This window comes from Salegentibacter sediminis, from assembly GCF_002078605.1.
GTDB lineage: Bacteria > Bacteroidota > Bacteroidia > Flavobacteriales > Flavobacteriaceae > Salegentibacter > Salegentibacter sediminis.
This window is the reverse complement of sequence record NZ_MSJR01000005.1, coordinates 62,409-81,745: the sequence shown is the minus strand read 5'-3', so window position 1 is coordinate 81,745 and position 19,337 is coordinate 62,409. Positions and strand designations below refer to the sequence as shown.

The window sequence follows — 19,337 nt, the reverse complement described above, 5'->3', positions numbered from 1 at the left end:
AACAGTGTATTATTCTTCTAACTTAATATCCAATCCAAGACCTTTCAATTCGTGCATAAGTACGTTGAAAGATTCTGGTAATCCCGGCTCCGGCATAGGCTCGCCTTTTACGATCGCTTCGTAGGTTTTTGCCCTTCCTATCACATCATCAGATTTTACGGTCAAGATCTCACGCAGGGTGCTTGATGCTCCATAAGCCTCAAGTGCCCAAACCTCCATCTCACCAAAACGCTGACCACCAAATTGTGCTTTACCTCCAAGAGGCTGCTGGGTAATAAGTGAGTACGGACCGATAGAACGTGCGTGCATCTTATCTTCGATCATATGTCCTAATTTCAGCATATAGATCACTCCTACAGTTGCAGGCTGGTCAAAACGGTCTCCGGTTCCACCATCATAAAGATAAGTGTGACCAAAACGTGGAATTCCGGCTTCATCTGTAAGTTCATTGATCTGCTCTATGGTCGCTCCATCGAAAATTGGAGTGGCATATTTCTTACCAAGCTTTTGTCCGGCCCATCCAAGAACTGTTTCATAGATCTGCCCGATGTTCATACGCGATGGTACCCCAAGAGGGTTCAACACGATATCAACCGGTGTTCCATCATCAAGGAACGGCATATCTTCCTGGCGAACGATTCTTGCAACAATACCCTTGTTACCGTGACGTCCCGCCATCTTATCACCAACTTTTAGTTTACGCTTCTTAGCGATGTAAACCTTAGCCAGCTTAAGGATTCCTGAAGGAAGTTCATCCCCTACAGAGATGGTGAACTTCTCTCTTCTCAGGTTACCCTGAAGATCGTTCTCCTTGATCTTGTAGTTGTGGATAAGATCGGCCACCAAAGCATTAAGGTGATCGTCTGTAGTCCAGGTGCCGTGAGTAAGGTGAGTATAATCATCTACAGAGTTAAGCATCTTAAGGGTGTATTTCTTCCCTTTTGGCAATACTTCTTCTCCAAGATCATTTTGAACACCCTGGGCAGTTTTTCCACCAATAATAGCAAAAAGTTTATCTACTAATTCTGCTTTTAAATTAGCAAATTTAGCATCGTACTTTTTCTCAAGAGCAGCAACATCTTCTTTATCCTGAGCACGTTTGCGCTTATCTTTAATTGCACGGGCAAAAAGTTTCTTCTCTATTACCACCCCGTTAAGTGACGGAGAAGCTTTTAAAGAAGCATCTTTTACATCTCCGGCTTTATCACCAAAGATTGCACGAAGCAGTTTCTCTTCAGGAGTTGGGTCGCTTTCTCCTTTAGGAGTGATTTTTCCGATAAGAATATCACCAGGTTTAACCTCGGCACCAATTCTAATCATTCCATTCTCGTCAAGATCCTTGGTTGCTTCTTCTGAAACGTTAGGAATATCGTTGGTCAACTCTTCGTTACCTAATTTGGTATCCCGAACTTCCAGCGAATATTCATCGATGTGGATAGAAGTAAATATATCTTCCCTAACCACTTTTTCAGAAATCACGATCGCATCCTCAAAGTTATATCCTTTCCAGGGCATAAAGGCCACCTTCATGTTTCTACCAAGCGCAAGTTCCCCGGCTTCAGTAGCATATCCCTGACATAAAACCTGTCCTTTGGTTACCCTGTCTCCAACCCTAACAATAGGTTTCAGGTTGATGGAAGACCCCTGATTGGTTTTACGGAATTTAATAAGATCGTAAGATTTTGAATCACTATCAAAGCTTACCATTCGTTCCTCATCGGTCCTATCGTACTTGATAATGATTTTCTTCGCATCTACATATTCTACTTCTCCCGCTCCTTCAGCATTAATCAATACACGGGAATCTGTAGCTACCTGGCGTTCAAGTCCGGTTCCTACAATTGGGGAATCAGCTCTTAACAATGGTAATGCCTGGCGCATCATGTTAGATCCCATCAAGGCACGGTTCGCATCATCATGTTCCAGGAACGGAATTAACGAAGCCGAAATTGAGGAAATCTGGTTTGGCGCAACATCGGTATAATGAATCTCTTTGGGATCTACCACCGGGAAGTCACCTTCCATACGGGCAATAACTCTGTCTGAATCAATTGTTCCATCTTTTGTAAGAGGAATATTGGCCTGAGCGATTTTTTTATCTTCCTCCTCTTCAGCGCTTAAATAAATAGGCTCTTCAGAAAGGTTTAATTTTCCTTCTGAAACCTTTCGGTATGGAGTTTCAATGAATCCCATACCATTCACTTTGGCATAAACCGAAAGCGAGGAGATAAGTCCAATGTTTGGACCCTCAGGTGTTTCAATAGGACAAAGTCTTCCGTAGTGCGTATAGTGAACATCACGTACCTCAAAACCTGCTCTCTCTCTTGAAAGACCACCTGGCCCTAATGCTGAAAGTCTACGCTTATGCGTAATCTCGGCAAGCGGGTTCGTTTGGTCCATAAACTGAGACAACTGGTTGGTACCAAAGAAAGAATTGATTACAGAAGAAAGTGTCTTCGCGTTAATCAAATCTATAGGGGTAAACACCTCATTGTCACGAACGTTCATTCTTTCACGAATGGTACGTGCCATACGGGCAAGACCCACTCCAAACTGTTGAGACAATTGCTCCCCTACGGTTCTAACACGACGGTTAGAAAGGTGGTCGATATCATCAATCTCCGCCTTCGAGTTTATTAACTCGATAAGATATTTTACAATGGTAATGATGTCTTCTTTGGTAAGCACCTGCTTATCCATAGACACATCAAGACCAAGCTTTTTGTTCATTCGGTAACGTCCTACTTCTCCAAGGCTGTAACGCTGATCTGAGAAGAATAATTTGTCGATAATGCCCCGCGCAGTCTCTTCATCTGGCGGTTCAGCATTACGCAACTGACGGTAAATATGTTCTACCGCTTCTTTTTCAGAGTTAGTTGGATCCTTTTGAAGGGTATTATGAATAATAGCATAATCTCCGGTAGAATTATCTTCTTTATGAAGAAGGATAGTCTTGGTACCGGTTTCGAGGATTTCCTCGATATGCTCTTTTTCAAGTTCGGTATCACGATCAAGTACGATCTCGTTACGCTCAATTGAAACCACCTCTCCTGTATCTTCATCTACGAAATCTTCATACCAGGTGTTCAATACACGGGCGGCCAGTTTTCGGCCTAATACTTTTTTAAGTCCTGTCTTAGAAACTTTAACCTCTTCAGCAAGGTCAAAGATCTCAAGGATATCTTTATCACGCTCAAATCCGATGGCGCGGAAAAGCGTGGTAACAGGTAATTTTTTCTTTCTATCGATATAAGCGTACATCACGCTGTTGATATCGGTAGCGAATTCTATCCAGCTTCCTTTAAAAGGAATTACACGGGCAGAATAAAGTTTGGTTCCATTTGCATGGAAAGACTGTCCAAAGAAAACCCCGGGAGAACGGTGCAATTGAGATACCACAACACGCTCTGCGCCGTTGATGCAAAAAGTACCGCTAGGGGTCATATAAGGGATAGTTCCCAAATAAACGTCCTGTACGATGGTTTCGAAATCTTCGTGTTCAGGGTCGGTACAATAAAGCTTTAATCTTGCTTTAAGCGGTACACTGTAAGTGAGGCCACGTTCAATACATTCCTGGATGGAATATCTTGGCGGGTCCACAAAATAATCTAAAAATTCTAGTACAAATTGATTACGGGTATCCGTAATAGGGAAGTTTTCAAGGAAGGTGTTATAAAGCCCTTCGTTTCCCCGCTCTTCTGATTTGGTTTCTAATTGAAAGAAATCCTGAAATGATTTGATCTGGATATCCAGAAAGTCAGGATAATCAGGCCTGTTCTTTACAGAAGAGAAACTCACTCTTTCAGTTTGCTTTGCTAACATCAATGGACGGATTATAAATTATATAAAAAAACGGCGCGTTATAAAGCTTTGGCTCTATATACGCAAAAGGGTTTAGACCTTCAGGAGCGAATCCTGAGGCCTAAACCTAAATAATATTGCTTCGGCAAGCTTATTTAAGCTCAACCTCGGCTCCTGCTTCTTCTAACTGTGCTTTAAGTGCTTCAGCTTCGTCTTTTGCTACTCCTTCTTTTACTGGAGCTGGTGCGCCATCTACTAATGCTTTAGCGTCTTTAAGACCAAGACCGGTAAGTTCTTTTACCAATTTAACTACTGCAAGTTTAGATCCACCTGGAGCTTTAAGAATTACGTCGAATTCTGTTTGCTCTTCAGCTTCTTCACCACCTCCGGCAGCAGCACCACCAGCAACAGCTACAGCAGCAGCTGCAGGCTCTATACCATATTCTTCTTTTAAAATATCAGCTAACTCGTTTACTTCTTTAACGGTTAAGTTAACCAATTGTTCTGCGAAATCTTTTAAATCTGCCATTTTCTATCGTTTTAAAATGTTCTTTAAATATATAATTGTTAAAAAGTGCGTACTATGCTATCCTTCCTTTTCGGAAAGTGTTTTAAGAATTCCGGCTAGCTTACCACCACCAGACTGAAGTGCTGAAACAACATTCTTAGCAGGTGATTGTAACAATCCGATGATATCTCCAATAACTTCTTCTTTAGATTTGATGTTAACCAAGGTATCAAGATACTCATCGCCAACATAAATAGCTTCTTCTACAAAAGCTCCTTTAAGAAGGGGTTTATCAGATTTTTTTCTGAATTCTTTGATCACTTTGGCCGGAGCGTTACCGGTTTCAGAGATCATTATTGAGGTATTGCCTTTCAAAACTCCAGGAAGATCACCGAAATCTTTATCAGATCCTTCCATGGCTTTGGCAAGCAAGGTATTTTTAACTACCGCAAGTTGTACATTAGCTTTAAAGCAAGCTCTACGTAAATTAGAGGTCGCTCCGGCGTTAAGACCGGAAATATCAGCTAAATATATGATTGAATTATCAGTTAACTGGGCAGTTAAATCTTCAATTACTATTGATTTTTCTTCTCTTGTCATAACTATCTAATTATTGCTCAGTGAACCTTTTAGTATCAATCTCCACGCTTGGGCTCATAGTAGTAGAGATGTGTATACTTTTAATGTATACTCCCTTTGCTGCCTGAGGCTTCAATTTTACCAAAGTAGTTAATAATTCTCTCGCGTTTCCGGCTAATTTTTCAGCCTCAAAAGATGCTTTTCCTATACCAGCGTGTACAATTCCGGTTTTATCAACTTTAAAGTCGATCTTACCAGCCTTAACATCAGATACTGCTTTTGCAACATCCATAGTTACTGTACCGGTCTTAGGGTTAGGCATTAATCCACGTGGTCCTAAAACTCGACCAAGAGGTCCTAATTTACCCATTACACTAGGCATAGTGATAATTACATCAACATCGGTCCAGCCTCCTTTTATCTTGTCAAGATACTCATCCAATCCAACATAATCAGCGCCAGCTTGTTTTGCTTCTTCTTCCTTATCTGGAGTTACCAAAGCCAATACTTTAACGTCTTTACCTGTACCGTGTGGAAGGGTTACAACACCTCTTACCATTTGGTTGGCTTTTCTGGGGTCTACGTTCAAACGAACCGCTAAATCCACAGAAGCGTCAAAGTTCTCATTGGAAACATCCTTTATTAAAGCTGAAGCTTCTGCTACCGAATACGTCTTACCGCTTTCGATTTTAGATTGGGCTTCTTTTTGCTTTTTAGTCAATTTTGCCATTTCTTAATTTCTTTTTGGATTAAAACGGTGCGTTACCTTTTACAGTTATTCCCATAGAACGAGCTGTTCCGGCAACCATCTTCATAGCAGATTCTATCGTGAAGGCATTTAAATCCTGCATTTTGTCTTCTGCAATAGCTTTAACCTGATCCCAAGAAACACTTGCTACTTTTTTTCGGTTAGGTTCTCCTGAACCCTTTTTTGTTTTAGATGCTTCCAATAACTGTACTGCAGCTGGAGGTGTTTTAATCACAAAGTCGAAAGACTTATCTGTGTAAACATTAATCGCAACTGGCAATACCTTACCTTGTTTATCCTGGGTTCTACCATTGAATTGCTTACAGAATTCCATGATGTTTACCCCGGCAGCACCTAAAGCAGGTCCAACTGGTGGTGATGGGTTAGCAGCACCCCCACGAACTTGTAGTTTTACAACTTTACTTACTTCTTTTGCCATTTTTTCAATTTTTAGGTGATAGTTTGTTATAGTGGAAGCTTAAAAAAACTATCGAAAAAACTATGTAACAATAAAATCTTTATACTTTTTCAACTTGCATATAACTCAATTCTAATGGTGTCTTTCTTCCGAAGATCTTTACCATTACTTCAAGTTTACGCTTCTCTTCATTAATCTTTTCTACCGTACCGTTAAACCCGTTAAAAGGACCATCAATAACTTTAATGGTTTCTCCTATGGTAAAAGGTATGGCCACATTATCGGTCTTAACCGAAAGCTCATCTACCTTACCTAGCATTCTGTTTACTTCAGATTTTCTTAAAGGCACCGGATCACCGCCCTTGGTTTCACCCAAAAAGCCGATTACTCCATTAATAGATTTAATAATATGAGGAATTTCTCCGCCAAGATTGGCTTGCACCATTACATACCCAGGAAAATAAACTCTTTCTTTATTAACTTTCTTCCCGTTTCTTATCTGGATCACCTTTTCGGTAGGAACCAAAACCTGATCGATATAGTCTTCAAGATTATTATGGGCGATTTCCCGCTCAATATATTCCTTCACTTTATTTTCCTGCCCACTAACAGCCCGTACTACATACCAGTTTTTCTCCTTAACATCTGCCATTGCCTACTTATTTTAAGATTTAATCCACTTAAAGTATTCCTCAATAACCCCACTAAATACAGTGTCTATACCCCATATTGCTAGTGAAAAAATTATAGAAAATACCGCTACAAGTACGGTAAGCCTTTGAGCTTCTGACCAGCTTGTCCAGGTAACATGGTTCTTTAATTCGTTGTAAGATTCAGATATGTAATTAACAATTCCTGCCATTTCTTTCAAAGTATTTGAACGGATTGAGAGACTTCCTTCAGTTTCCCTAAGGACAGGCTTCTCGTTTCTTTTTTTCTGCACGGGTTGAGAGGCTCGAACTCCCGACACCTGGTTTTGGAGACCAGTGCTCTACCAACTGAGCTAAACCCGTAAATATAAGTGAAGGTATCCCGGCTGTAGACCAGGATACCTTTTTATATGAAAATTCTAATTAGTCTAGAACTTCTGTAACCTGACCAGCACCTACTGTTCTACCACCTTCACGAATAGCGAAACGTAGTCCAACATTCATTGCAATTGGCTGAATAAGATCTACAGTAATAGTAAGGTTATCACCAGGCATTACCATCTCAACACCATCAGGAAGGTTAATTGTTCCTGTTACGTCAGTTGTACGTACGTAGAACTGAGGACGGTAGTTGTTGTGGAATGGAGTGTGACGTCCACCTTCTTCTTTTTTAAGGATATAAACCTCAGCTTTAAACTTAGAGTGAGGAGTTACAGATCCAGGTTTGGTAATTACCATACCTCTTGAGATTTGAGTTTTCTCAATACCTCTAAGTAAGATACCTACGTTATCACCAGCTTCACCTCTATCAAGGATCTTACGGAACATCTCAACACCAGTAATAGTAGAAGTAAGTTTACCTGCACCCATACCAATAATTTCTACAGGATCTCCGGTGTTAGCAACACCAGTCTCAATACGACCAGTTGCAACAGTACCACGTCCAGTAATAGAGAATACATCCTCGATTGGCATTAGGAACGGCTTATCTACATCACGCTCTGGAAGTTCGATCCAGTTATCTACAGCTTCCATAAGCTCAAGAACGGTTTTAGACCATTTCTCATCACCTTCCAGGGCTCCAAGAGCAGATCCAGAGATTACAGGAGAGTTATCTCCATCATACTCGTAGAAAGAAAGAAGATCTCTTACTTCCATTTCAACTAATTCAAGTAGTTCCTCATCATCAACAAGGTCAACTTTATTCAAGAAGACAACAATTCTTGGAATACCAACCTGACGTCCAAGAAGGATGTGCTCACGAGTTTGTGGCATAGGACCATCGGTCGCAGCTACAACAAGAATAGCACCGTCCATTTGAGCAGCACCAGTTACCATGTTCTTTACATAGTCGGCGTGACCAGGACAGTCAACGTGAGCATAGTGACGGTTAGCCGTTGCATACTCAACGTGAGAAGAGTTAATAGTAATACCTCTTTCTTTTTCTTCAGGAGCATTATCGATTTGATCAAAAGCACTTGCTTCTGAATAACCAGCTTCAGCTAATACCTTAGTAATAGCTGCAGTTAAAGTCGTTTTTCCGTGATCTACGTGTCCAATAGTACCTATATTAAGGTGCGGCTTGGACCGATCGTAAGTTTCCTTTGCCATAATTAATACTTATTTAATCTTAGTTATATATTAGTGTTCAATTTTATACAAAATCTAGAGCCAACGACGAGAATTGAACTCGTGACCTCTTCCTTACCAAGGAAACGCTCTACCCCTGAGCTACGTCGGCTTTTAAGGAAGCTTCCCCCCTATTTTTTCAGAAAAACAAAAAACACCATAAGCCTGCTTCAGGCTTACGGGTTTTAAAATCGTTTGTTCCTAATCCGACTTAGACGTCAACTATTCGTCTATCGGAAAATCAGAGCGGGAGACCGGGTTCGAACCGGCGACATTCAGCTTGGAAGGCTGACGCTCTACCAACTGAGCTACTCCCGCGTTCAATTCAATATTCCAAATCCTTAATTCAAGGCCAACCTCGAATCTTTAATTTTTCAATTTTGAATTAATTAAGTGGGGAGAGCAGGATTCGAACCTGCGAAGTTAAAAACAGCAGATTTACAGTCTGCCCTCGTTGGCCGCTTGAGTATCTCCCCAAAACAAATTTTCCACTATTTCATAGAACCATAACCGCTCCCGGTTAAGCTTTATGATGTCTTTTAAAACGGCTGCAAATAAAAAGAAATTTACAGCAGCATCCAAAGCATTTTTTTAAAAATTTTAAGAACAATTTTTAGTCGCCTCAACTCCAGAATCTTAAACCCTGAATATTTTATTTCCAGAGGGACAATTGTGTGTTTCAAAATTTCAAGAGCCGATGGAGGGACTCGAACCCACGACCTGCTGATTACAAATCAGCTGCTCTAGCCAGCTGAGCTACATCGGCCTCTAAGCCACTTTTTTCACATAAAAAAGCCCGCTATTTCTAACGGACTGCAAATGTAAATAAATTATTCCTTTCACAAAACAATTCTGCGAAAAAAAATTACCTAAACGTGAGCGTTCATTTTTTCTTTGCGTTTAATCAATTGCCTTTGAAGAGATCCAACACATTCATCTACACATTCCTCGAATTTTTTGCAGGTCTTTTTCACTATTAACTCCCCGCCGGGAATACTGAGTAAAATTTCTGTGGTCTTGTTAGTTTTATCACTGGAGTTCTCTGTTTTCAGAAATACATCAGCATAAATTATCTTATCAAAATAGTTATCTAGTTTATCTAATTTCCTTTGAATAAAATCAATGAGTTTTTGATCAGCATTGAAATTTACAGACTGCACGTTTACTTTCATCTTGTCGAAGAGTTTAATTAAACAATAATTGAATTAGTCTTTCTTGTTCCGGGGATGCGCCATTTTATGAACTTTACTAAGTTCGGCAATGCTGTTGTGCGTATATACTTGTGTTGAAGCCAAACTTGAATGGCCCAGCAATTCTTTTACAGCATTAAGGTTCGCTCCCTGGTTTAATAAATGTGTGGCGAAGCTATGCCTTAATATATGCGGACTGGTTTTTAGCTTCCCCGATACCTTACTAAAGTAATTATTAATAATCCTATAAACAAAACTTTCAGATAATTTAACGCCGGTTTCAGTTATAAAAAATTCCTTATTTCCAGCCCCTCCTATTAAAGCCATTCTGGCGCTCCGATATGCCTTAACCGATTCGCAAACCGAACCCAGTAATGGGATATACCTTTCCTTGTTTCGTTTCCCTAATACCTTCATCACCTTATTTCCTTCATCGATATCCCCAGCCTTAATATTGATGAGTTCAATTCGCCGGAGGCCCGTGGTATAAAACAATTCCACAATAAGTTTATCTCTTATTCCCTCGAAGGTATCGGTTTCAAAAGAATCCAGTACCTGCTTCACTTCTTTTTCAGAAAAAGGCACCTGGACTTTCACAGGGGTTTTAAGAGCTTTATGCTTAGCGAGGGGAGAAATTTCCAGTTGGCCGGTTTTTTGAAGAAACCGATAGTAGGCTTTCAAAGAGGAAACTTTCCGGTTAACACTTCGGTTAGAGATCCCGGTCTCCACCAGGCTCACGATCCATGTCCTTATTTGAGGATAGCTCACCTTAGCGAGATCTTCAGTATCGAACCCTTCTTTTAAAAAATTCAGAAACGCGTTAAGATCGGCCTTATAGGCGGTAATAGTATGGGCAGAGTAATTCTTCTCTAAATGAAGGTAGTCCAGAAACTGAGAAAAGGGCATAAAAAAACTGTTGGTAAACAAAGTTATGAAACTTTATTTTACCAACAGTTATATTGAAATACCAAGAAGCAAGGCTATCCTGGATTTAATTTAAATCTCTGTAAGAGAATTATCAACTTAAAAGAAAAAAGCTCTAGATGTCTTCCTGATCTCTTAAATGCTGAATGTATTCTGCTTTTTGGATTTGAGCCCTACGTTCTACTGACGGCTTTGTGAAATGTTGACGACTTCTCAATTGACGCATCGTTCCCGTTTTATCGAATTTTCTCTTAAAACGCTTCAGCGCTCTATCAATATTTTCTCCGTCTTTTACTGGTATTATTAACATAGTGTCACCTCCTTTCTTTAAAAATTATAGGCTGCAAATATACTTCAATTATACAAACCCACAATTATTATTTAAATTATTTCCTGCAGCGCTAAAAATTTATTTGGCAGCAGGTTTGTATTCCTTCTTATCGATGACCATTTTGGCGATTATCTCGCGTAATATCTCAGAAGTTCCACCTCCAATTGGCCCTAAACGACTATCGCGTAACATTCTTGCTAGCGGGTAATCTTCCATATAACCATAACCTCCCAGCATCTGTAAACAATCATAGATCACCTGGTCGGCTATTTTGGTGGAAAGCAACTTAGACATACTGGCTTCTTTTACCACGTATTCCCCGGCCTCCATTCTTTTGGTAACCGAATAATTAAACTCACGGCACATCTCTACTTCACTGGCCATATCGGCAACCTTGTGTCTCAATGCCTGAAATTTATTTATAGTTTTCCCGAAAGCTTCTCGCTCGGCCATATATTCCAGGGTGTAATCCAGGGCATATTCGGCACGAGCGTGCGCATTTATTCCCATTATTAAGCGCTCCATGGCAAAATGCTGCATAATATATGAAAAACCTTTATTCTCCTCTCCCATCAAATGATTTGCAGGAATCTCTACATTGTCAAAAGCTATTTCGGCAGTATCTGAAGCACGCCACCCAAGCTTATCGAGTTTAGAACTGAATATCCCAGGCGTATCACGATCTACCATAAAGATGCTCATTCCCTTACTCCCTTTCCCGGGGTCGGTTTTTGCAGCAACTACCAGATAATCTGAATATACCCCGTTAGTGATAAAGGTCTTCGATCCATTCAGAATATATTTATCTCCTTTCTTCACCGCGGTACTTCGCATCCCGGCAACATCGGAGCCCCCAAAAGGTTCAGTGATACATAGACAGCCTATCTTCTCTCCGTCTATACTGGAAGTGAGATATTCCTTCTTGATCTCTTCGCTTCCTTCTGTCTTTACGTGAGTCATCGCCAGGTAGGCATGGGCCCACATAGCAGCAGCAAAACCGCCGGAGTTAATCTTTTGCAATTCTTCAAGAAAGATAACGGTGTAAAAAAGGTCCAACCCCATTCCGCCGTATTCTTCAGGTTGATTAAGGCCAAAATACCCCATTTCCCCAAATTTCTTCCAGATGAAACGCTCAATCTCTCCCGTTTTTTCCCATTTATCTATATGAGGTACCACCTCTTTTTGAAGGAAATCCTTAAAACTTTTTCTGAATAGTTCGTGTTCTTCTGTAAAATACATACTGTTCATGCGCTAATAATAGGTTTTAGGGCTAGCTGAAGTTTAGCCTTTAAATTCTAACTCGTTAAAAATAAACTGATTTTTCAAGATTCCGAAATAAAAATTCCAGGTTAATCCTGATAAGAAAGATAATTTAGAAATCTTAATCAATGCTCAAATATAATTGAATCCTATCAATTTTATCCCCCGGAAACCGCTCTAATTTTGACAATTCTTCAAAGCTGTCAATTTTCTCGTGCAACAATCTGTAATCAATAATTTCCCGGGCCAGCTCATATCCAATATATGGCACTTCACTTAACTCCAGGAGACCGACTTCATTAATATTCAAGAGCTCTATTGAGGGTTTACTTTTTACGGTGAATTGCGCCTTGAGTTTTTCACGGGTTTCGTAATCCAAACCGTAAATATCTTTTAACTGAATGTCGTTCACAAAGCCCCCAATCTTATTGCGATAAGTAATGATTCTTCTGGAAAGCACTTCCCCAATTCCATTGATTTCCCGAAGTTCTTCTGCTGAAGCTGTATTCAAATCGGCTTTTTCTGAAAAACTTCGGTGAACCAATGCTGTTTTTGGAGATAAGGATGGTCTGGGCTTGGTCACCCATTCGGGAAATTTAAAATAAGGGGAAATAATTTTCAGCAAAGAATCAGAAACCCCTGTGACTTTCTGAAACTCTTCTGCCGAATTCACCCACTTATCCCCTGCCCGGTATTTATGAAGCCGGTCTATTTCTTTTAGGCTCATCCCAAGGGTGTAGCCCCGGTAATCTGTTATATAATTGGGATTAAAAGGGTAAATCTTCAGGGTATCGGCTTCTGCCCTGGCGCTTCTTATGGAATCTATTTGCTGCTGAAATCTTTTTATTTCCTCATCTTCCACAGAAATACTTTTCCCTGTATTGAAATCTATAAAGTAAAATACTCCCTGCAGCACTATAGCAATCAACACCAAAAGAAAGATCCCATTTTGTTGATTTCTTGAAAAAACAAAATGGGATCTTATACCTTTCATTGTAAATTAAATTAGCTAGCCTTGGCCTCCTTCTGTTTTTTAAAGAGTTCGCCAGCCTTTAATTTACGGAAATATTCTCTAAGATCTTCCCGCACTTCCCCAGACATTATATAAAGCCCGATAATATTAGGGAAAGACATAGCAAGTATCATCATATCTGAGAAGTCAAGTACAGCACCTAAACTAATGGATGCTCCCACCACTACAAATACAAGGAATAATATTTTATACACCAATTCGGTTTTTTTGCTTTTACCAAAAAGGTAAGTCCAGGAACGCATTCCGTAGTATGACCAGGAGATCATAGTTGAAAAAGCAAAAAGGAATACCGCCAATGCAAGTACGTAAGGGAACCAGGAAATAACACTGGCGAAAGCATCGGAGGTTAACTGAACTCCACCTACACCTTCTATCTCATGCATTCCGGTAAAAATAAGCACCAAAGCAGTTAAAGTGCATACCACCACCGTATCAATAAAAGGCTCAAGTAAAGCTACAAAACCTTCAGACGGCGGATTATTTGTTTTAGCAGCGGAGTGAGCAATAGCCGCAGATCCGACACCTGCTTCGTTAGAGAAAGCAGCTCTCTGGAATCCTACTACAAGTACTCCAATAACCCCACCTTTTAATGCCGTTGGGCTAAAAGCTCCGTCATAAATTGCTGCAAAAGCAGGCCCTATATTTTCGAAGTTAATACCTATAACGGTAAGGGCACCAAGTATATAAACGGCTGCCATAAATGGTACAACTTTCCCGGTTACTTTGGCTATACTCTGTATACCTCCAATAATCACAATTCCTACAAGAACAGCGATCACAACTCCAAACCAGAATCCATTTCCAACAAGCATTGGGAATTGTCCGGAAAGAATTTCAAAAGACTGGTTTGCCTGGAACATATTTCCTCCACCAAATGAGGCGCCAATACCGAGAATAGCGAAGAATGCAGCCAGGAATTTCCCAAGACCTCGCATATTTCTTTTCTCAAGACCGTAACGTAGATAATTCATTGGGCCTCCGAAGATGCGCCCTTCAGAATTAATAAATCTGTATTTCACTCCTAAGGTACATTCTACAAATTTTGAAGACATTCCCAGAAGTCCGGCTATAATCATCCAAAATGTTGCTCCGGCGCCACCAAGGGAAACCGCTACGGCAACCCCGGCAATATTTCCTAAACCAACTGTCGCAGAAACGGCAGTGGTTAAAGCCTGGAAGTGTGTAATACTACCAGGTGCATTGGGATCGTCATATTTTCCTTTTGCAAGGTCTAAAGAATGTTTAAACCCTCTAAAGTTGATAAAGCCCATTCTAACGGTGAAGAAAGCCGCACCAAAGATTAGCCATATTACTATAAAAGGGATGTTATGGGTTTGAGGATCGCCGTTAGGATGAGTCAACATAACAGGCTCATCATATTCTATACTGGCAAAAAAATGGGCTCCCGCCTCAATAACATCCTCAGTATTTTCAAAATCATAAATTACGCCACCCTCCGGCACTTTGTGCTGAAGCGTACCGGTTGTATTCGCATAGGCATTAATATCCTCTCCTCGGTCTGAACCTATTATCGCAATTAGTTCGCCTTCTTCTACGTGTTCCCCCTCAGCAACATTCCATTGCTTGAGAACAAAACTATCTTCTATCCCGGCTTCCCAGCCCGGAGTAGGTACATTTTTTATATCGGCATAAGCTATTGGGTCGTAGACCCCAATTGCAGAAAACGGATCCCAGAAAAGGATAGCCGTCATATTTTCTACGATAGGTACGAAGGTACCGTTGAAATGTTCGGTGATAGCTTCCGCCTTCACCTCATAAGAGCGGGTCGTAGAAGTTCCCTCGCTATCGGTGATTACTACATTATAAGGAATGCCTTCGGTTAAGCCTTCGGCTCGCTCTGAATTTAATCCTGTTTCCTGATTAGACCATTGATAGGTATAAGGCGGGACGCCCCCACTTACATCCAGGTCTATGAAACCATTGTTAATCACATTTGAAGGATTCCCTAATTTGGCCTCAACTTCAAGTTCCTGAGCATTTACAGCTACAAATGAAAATAAAAAGAACAATGAAAGTATATACTTTCCCATATAGTCTAGTAGTTAATTTAGATTTTATTTTTCAGCGAAGCAAGATGCTAAAAAAATAGCCTTTTTCAAATTTTTAGGAGTTAAATTGTAAAGGAATTGTTAAAAAAGAATATCCTCACAACTAAAAAATCTTTTTTAAAGGTCGAAAACAGAAGTACGCTTTGTATACACCAAATCTTTGAGCTTAAGCCAGAAAGCCAGGGTTAAATAAACCACAAAACCTATTCCCAGGGTGAAGAAAGATGCGTAAATAAAGAATAGCCTTACACTCTTTGCACGCATTCCAATTTTATCGGCCAGCCGCGAAGAAACATAGAAACCGTGACGTTCAAAAAAGTATCTTATTTTATAAATTAAACTACGCATTACGCAAAGATAAACTTTCCCAATTAATTTACAGCCTGTAATAAGCTTGTTCCAATTTCACAATTCAAACATTTGTTCATATCGCAATAATTGTTTTTTAGCTGAAGCACTGCCTGAGAATCCAAAGCATTTGAAGTCGTTCCAGGTCTTAACAGATTAAATTTCTCAATGATACTATTGCTTTCAGCTTTTATAGCTGTTAGAATATTCAGTATTTCTTCTTCCGGTTCCTGCCCTGTTTCCCGTGCATAGCAAAATTTAAGCGGTACCACGGTATTGATCACAACTAAATCTACAAAGCTATTAGTGATCCTTTTAGTTCGTTTTTTATGGGCTTTACTAAATGTATAATGAGTTTGCCAGAATTCTGAAGTCTCTACCTTAAAAACCTCAGCAATAGCATTGAGTTCCCTGGCCCTAATGAGCTCTGAAAACAAATTCTTATGCTGGTGATACAACGAGGCCAGCTGTGAGAGCCTAATATTAGGGAAATTATCCGGTCTTAACCTAAAGAATTTCGCCTGGACAACCTGATCATTCCTGAGCCGGTATTTATGTTGCAGGAACTCATATTCTCTTTTAAGATTTCTGAAATAAATTTCTGAAGAATCTTCCTTTAGAAAACCGGCCTGTCCAAAAAGCAAAGCCTCCAGCCTTAACCTGTCCAAAGCACATTTTTGAACCAGGGAAAAATCGAAACTCTGAGCCAGGCTCAGGAAAGCATCTCCGTTTACATTCAATCCGAAGTTCCTGCAAAGAAGACTGAACAATACGGCTTCCCAATTGTTTTCAGAAGCCTTCAGTATTTTCAGAATCAATTCCGATTTATTTTCCAATCTCTCAAAGTAAACCCGTTCCAGCCAATGCCTCAATTTAAATTCGTCGACATAAGGGAAGTTTTTTTCGCAATTGATCCATTTATCGCGGGTAGTTACCAGGTTACGGTATTTGTTCAAAAGAGCTTTGTCTACTAAGCCGCTCAAAGCCAGACTTGGAATTATAGAATTATTCTTCCGGTACACCTCGATATCATCTTCCCAAACCACGTGAAGTATTACATTATCATAATTGCTATCGGTCTCATGCCGGTGAAAATACCAGTCTGAAGCTCTTAAATGAATTTCTACATTTCCCGCCCAAAGCTGATTCCCGATACGTATTCTCGCATTAAAAAAATCTGGACCTGAATTATGGTTATGCATCCCCGGGTCTATGAGCACTACAGATTGGCCATCTGAAGTTCGAGCCTGGGTGAAATCGAATTTTTTATATTTCCAGAGGTAATGGAGAAAATCTTCTTGCATTTCTTAAAATTAGAAAACTCCTCCCCCTATTAAAAATCCAGGACTTAATTTGGCAACTTTTGGGTGATTTCATCTATAATTTCCTCTACCCAATAGCGGTACATCCTACCGCTGGGATGAAGCTCATCCTCTACCAGGAGGCCGGGATCACGGGCGGCTTCCCGGGAAACAGGGGTGATATTATAGAAATCGACACCATATTCTTCAGCAACTCTTCTGAAGACCGCATTAAATTCAGCGATCTCAGCCGAGATCTCTTCAGCCTTCTCCCCGGCGAAAGGGGTTACCCCATAGTCTGGAATACTTAAGGCGAAGACCCCGTGCTCCCGTGTTTTTGAATAGTTCAGGGCCATTCTAAATACCTGTCTCAGGTCTTCTTCATATTCCCTAATGCTTTTTCCCTGGTATTGATCGTTCACTCCTATAAGAATGGAAACCAGATCGAATTTGCGGGTATAATTCAATTCTTGCTCCATCGCTTTAAAAAGATTTCTACTGGTCCAACCCGTTTGAGCTATGATCTTTGGAGGTGCGACCTTATAGCCCCGGTCCCGTAAATTATTTGTTAGTTGAACCGGCCAACGCTCGGCCACAGCCACCCCTTCCCCAATGGTATAAGAATCTCCCAGTGCTAAATAACTGTAATCCATTTCATATTCGGGAGCTACATCTTCCTGCACTGTTTCCACTACACTCCCACAGCTGGTGAGAAATACAGCGACTATAAAAACCAGTAGTATTTTTTTCATCTAAAATTATTTTAAGCTGAAAATACTGTATTTTGCAGTAACTCAAAACTTTTAGGTATGCAAAAGATCTACATCTCCTTATTTTTATTTCTTAGCTTTTCATTCTTTTATGCCCAGCACAGTCCGGCAGAAAAATTCTGGACACAGTTACAGGGCCATTGCGGGGAAGCCTACCAGGGAACAATAACCAGTATAAATCCCGGAGAAGATTTCGTTGGAAAAAAGCTCATCATGCACGTAAGGTCCTGTGATGAAAACATTATCAGGATTCCCTTTTTTGTAGGAGACAATAAATCGCGTACCTGGGTCCTTACATTTAAGGACGATAAGATAAAACTAAAACACGACCACCGCCACCGTGATGGTTCTGAAGATAAAATCACACAGTATGGCGGACTGGCTACCAATACAGGACTTGCTGACCTACAAGTCTTCCCTGCCGATAAAGAAACTGCAGATTTACTTCCGGCCGCAGCCACCAATGTTTGGTTTATTGAACTGGATGAAAACAGTTTTACCTATAATCTGAAACGTATTGGCACCAATACCAGTTTTTCTGTTGAATTCAATTTAAACCAACCTGTGGAAAATCCAGGCGCTCCCTGGGGATGGGAAGAGAATTAAAAAATCACTTTAAACTGTCCTGTTTTTATATACACAATTCATAAAAAAAACCGGAAGATTCCTCTTCCGGTCTTTAGCATATCTTCACTTTTTACCTTTTCCAGTGTGTATTTTGAAGTTTTTTACCTCCACTACTTCTTGAGAAAAAGAATTAAAGTTTAATCAATATATCCCATCTTTTTCATCCACTCGTCGTTGAACATCTTACCAACATACCTGCTACCGTGATCATGAAATAATACCACCACCACATCGTCTTTGGAAAAATGTTCCTTTAGCTGAAGCAAACCTTTTGCAGCTGCCCCGGCAGAATTTCCAAGAAAAAAACCTTCTTCCTTTGCCAGTTTCCTGGTATAGATTGCCGCATCCTTATCGGTTACTTTGGTAAATCCGTCTATAACACTAAAATCTACATTCTTGGGTAGGATATCTTCTCCAATACCTTCGGTTACGTAAGGATAGATCTCGTTTTCATCGAAGACTCCTGTTTCATGATATTTCTTGAAAACCGAACCATAGGTATCGATTCCCCAAACTTTAATATTGGGGTTTTGTTCTTTAAGGTATCTACCAACCCCAGAGATAGTTCCTCCTGTTCCAACCCCTACTACAAAATGGGTGACCTTCCCATCGGTTTGACGCCATATTTCAGGCCCCGTAGTTTCATAATGAGCCTGGGTATTGGCCAGGTTATCATATTGATTTACATACCATGAATTAGGGGTCTCCTCTGCCAGCCTTTTTGAAGTTGAATAATAAGACCGGGGATCTTCAGGGGCAACATCGGTGGGGCAAACTATTACTTCACTCCCCACAGCCTTAAGAATATCTATTTTTTCCTTGCTCTGTTTATCAGAGATTACACAAACCATCTTGTAACCTTTTACAATGGCGGCCAGGGCAAGCCCCATTCCTGTATTTCCTGAGGTACCTTCAATTATGGTCCCACCCGGCTTTAAGGCTCCGCTTTTTTCAGCCTCTTCAATCATCTTAACCGCCATCCTGTCTTTTACGGAGTTGCCAGGATTAAAGGTCTCGTATTTAGCCAGAACCAGGGCGTCTAGCTCTTTAGTTATTTTATTCATTTTCACCAAAGGGGTGTTCCCAATGGTTCCTAAAATATTTTCTGCGTATTCCATATAAAATATTACAATTTATAACTTACCAAAAGT

General features: G+C 40.3%; 19 protein-coding genes and 5 tRNA genes. 1 reads left to right on the top strand and 23 read right to left on the bottom strand.

Features of this window, described 5'->3' with window-relative positions; all coding sequences use genetic code 11:
• Positions 1–9 precede the first annotated feature (9 nt).
• From rpoB to BUW93_RS09070, 22 genes are all read right to left on the bottom strand, one after another.
• Complete coding sequence (gene rpoB, locus BUW93_RS09175; protein ID WP_081211362.1) at positions 10–3,822, bottom strand: DNA-directed RNA polymerase subunit beta; 3,813 nt, start codon at positions 3,820–3,822, stop codon at positions 10–12.
• A 130-nt stretch (positions 3,823–3,952) separates the two neighbouring features.
• The gene (gene rplL, locus BUW93_RS09170) at positions 3,953–4,330 is read right to left on the bottom strand and encodes a 50S ribosomal protein L7/L12 (RefSeq protein ID WP_081211360.1); all 378 of its coding nucleotides are present in this window, start codon (positions 4,328–4,330) and stop codon (positions 3,953–3,955) included.
• A 57-nt stretch (positions 4,331–4,387) separates the two neighbouring features.
• Entirely contained in the window at positions 4,388–4,909 is a 522-nt protein-coding gene (rplJ, locus tag BUW93_RS09165; protein ID WP_081211358.1) for a 50S ribosomal protein L10, read from the bottom strand.
• 10 nt (positions 4,910–4,919) lie between these two features.
• Entirely contained in the window at positions 4,920–5,618 is a 699-nt protein-coding gene (gene rplA / locus BUW93_RS09160) for a 50S ribosomal protein L1 (RefSeq protein WP_081211356.1), read from the bottom strand.
• Positions 5,619–5,637: 19 nt separating this feature from the next.
• Positions 5,638–6,075, bottom strand: a complete 438-nt coding sequence (rplK, locus tag BUW93_RS09155) for a 50S ribosomal protein L11 (protein WP_081211354.1) — start codon at positions 6,073–6,075, stop codon at positions 5,638–5,640.
• 79 nt (positions 6,076–6,154) lie between these two features.
• Positions 6,155–6,706: a transcription termination/antitermination protein NusG gene (gene nusG / locus BUW93_RS09150; RefSeq protein ID WP_081211352.1), complete on the bottom strand. Its 552-nt coding sequence runs from the start codon at positions 6,704–6,706 to the stop codon at positions 6,155–6,157.
• A gap of 12 nt (positions 6,707–6,718) precedes the next feature.
• Entirely contained in the window at positions 6,719–6,916 is a 198-nt protein-coding gene (secE, locus tag BUW93_RS09145; protein WP_081211350.1) for a preprotein translocase subunit SecE, read from the bottom strand.
• 78 nt (positions 6,917–6,994) lie between these two features.
• Positions 6,995–7,067 (bottom strand) — tRNA-Trp (locus BUW93_RS09140).
• Between the two features lie 60 nt (positions 7,068–7,127).
• On the bottom strand, positions 7,128–8,315 hold the full coding sequence (gene tuf, locus BUW93_RS09135) for an elongation factor Tu (RefSeq protein ID WP_081211348.1): 1,188 nt from the start codon (positions 8,313–8,315) through the stop codon (positions 7,128–7,130).
• A gap of 58 nt (positions 8,316–8,373) precedes the next feature.
• A tRNA-Thr gene (locus BUW93_RS09130) sits at positions 8,374–8,445 on the bottom strand.
• Positions 8,446–8,578: 133 nt separating this feature from the next.
• Positions 8,579–8,651, bottom strand: a tRNA-Gly gene (locus BUW93_RS09125).
• A gap of 76 nt (positions 8,652–8,727) precedes the next feature.
• Positions 8,728–8,809, bottom strand: a tRNA-Tyr gene (locus BUW93_RS09120).
• Positions 8,810–9,025: 216 nt separating this feature from the next.
• Positions 9,026–9,099, bottom strand: a tRNA-Thr gene (locus BUW93_RS09115).
• Between the two features lie 103 nt (positions 9,100–9,202).
• Positions 9,203–9,505: a ribosome hibernation-promoting factor, HPF/YfiA family gene (gene hpf / locus BUW93_RS09110; protein ID WP_081211346.1), complete on the bottom strand. Its 303-nt coding sequence runs from the start codon at positions 9,503–9,505 to the stop codon at positions 9,203–9,205.
• Positions 9,506–9,538: 33 nt separating this feature from the next.
• On the bottom strand, positions 9,539–10,429 hold the full coding sequence (locus BUW93_RS09105; RefSeq protein WP_081211344.1) for a tyrosine-type recombinase/integrase: 891 nt from the start codon (positions 10,427–10,429) through the stop codon (positions 9,539–9,541).
• A gap of 133 nt (positions 10,430–10,562) precedes the next feature.
• Complete coding sequence (rpsU, locus tag BUW93_RS09100) at positions 10,563–10,757, bottom strand: 30S ribosomal protein S21 (protein WP_081211342.1); 195 nt, start codon at positions 10,755–10,757, stop codon at positions 10,563–10,565.
• A gap of 99 nt (positions 10,758–10,856) precedes the next feature.
• Positions 10,857–12,026 (bottom strand): acyl-CoA dehydrogenase family protein, encoded by a 1,170-nt coding sequence (locus tag BUW93_RS09095; RefSeq protein WP_081211340.1) that lies wholly within the window; start codon positions 12,024–12,026, stop codon positions 10,857–10,859.
• A gap of 133 nt (positions 12,027–12,159) precedes the next feature.
• Complete coding sequence (locus BUW93_RS09090) at positions 12,160–13,032, bottom strand: ComEA family DNA-binding protein (protein WP_081211338.1); 873 nt, start codon at positions 13,030–13,032, stop codon at positions 12,160–12,162.
• An 11-nt stretch (positions 13,033–13,043) separates the two neighbouring features.
• Positions 13,044–15,122, bottom strand: coding sequence for an amino acid carrier protein (locus tag BUW93_RS09085; RefSeq protein ID WP_081211336.1), 2,079 nt, complete (start codon positions 15,120–15,122; stop codon positions 13,044–13,046).
• A 135-nt stretch (positions 15,123–15,257) separates the two neighbouring features.
• A complete protein-coding gene (locus BUW93_RS09080; RefSeq protein WP_081211334.1) occupies positions 15,258–15,488 on the bottom strand; it encodes a PspC family transcriptional regulator in 231 nt (76 codons plus the stop codon).
• A 23-nt stretch (positions 15,489–15,511) separates the two neighbouring features.
• Positions 15,512–16,792 (bottom strand): DUF2851 family protein, encoded by a 1,281-nt coding sequence (locus BUW93_RS09075; RefSeq protein WP_081211332.1) that lies wholly within the window; start codon positions 16,790–16,792, stop codon positions 15,512–15,514.
• Between the two features lie 44 nt (positions 16,793–16,836).
• The gene (locus BUW93_RS09070; protein WP_081211330.1) at positions 16,837–17,541 is read right to left on the bottom strand and encodes an SGNH/GDSL hydrolase family protein; all 705 of its coding nucleotides are present in this window, start codon (positions 17,539–17,541) and stop codon (positions 16,837–16,839) included.
• A gap of 57 nt (positions 17,542–17,598) precedes the next feature.
• Here BUW93_RS09070 and BUW93_RS09065 point away from each other — a divergent pair, with 57 nt between their 5' ends.
• Complete coding sequence (locus BUW93_RS09065; RefSeq protein WP_081211328.1) at positions 17,599–18,165, top strand: hypothetical protein; 567 nt, start codon at positions 17,599–17,601, stop codon at positions 18,163–18,165.
• 158 nt (positions 18,166–18,323) lie between these two features.
• On the opposite strand, the gene BUW93_RS09060 is transcribed toward BUW93_RS09065, so the two are convergent.
• A complete protein-coding gene (locus tag BUW93_RS09060) occupies positions 18,324–19,304 on the bottom strand; it encodes a PLP-dependent cysteine synthase family protein (protein ID WP_081211326.1) in 981 nt (326 codons plus the stop codon).
• Between the last annotated feature and the right edge of the window lie 33 nt (positions 19,305–19,337).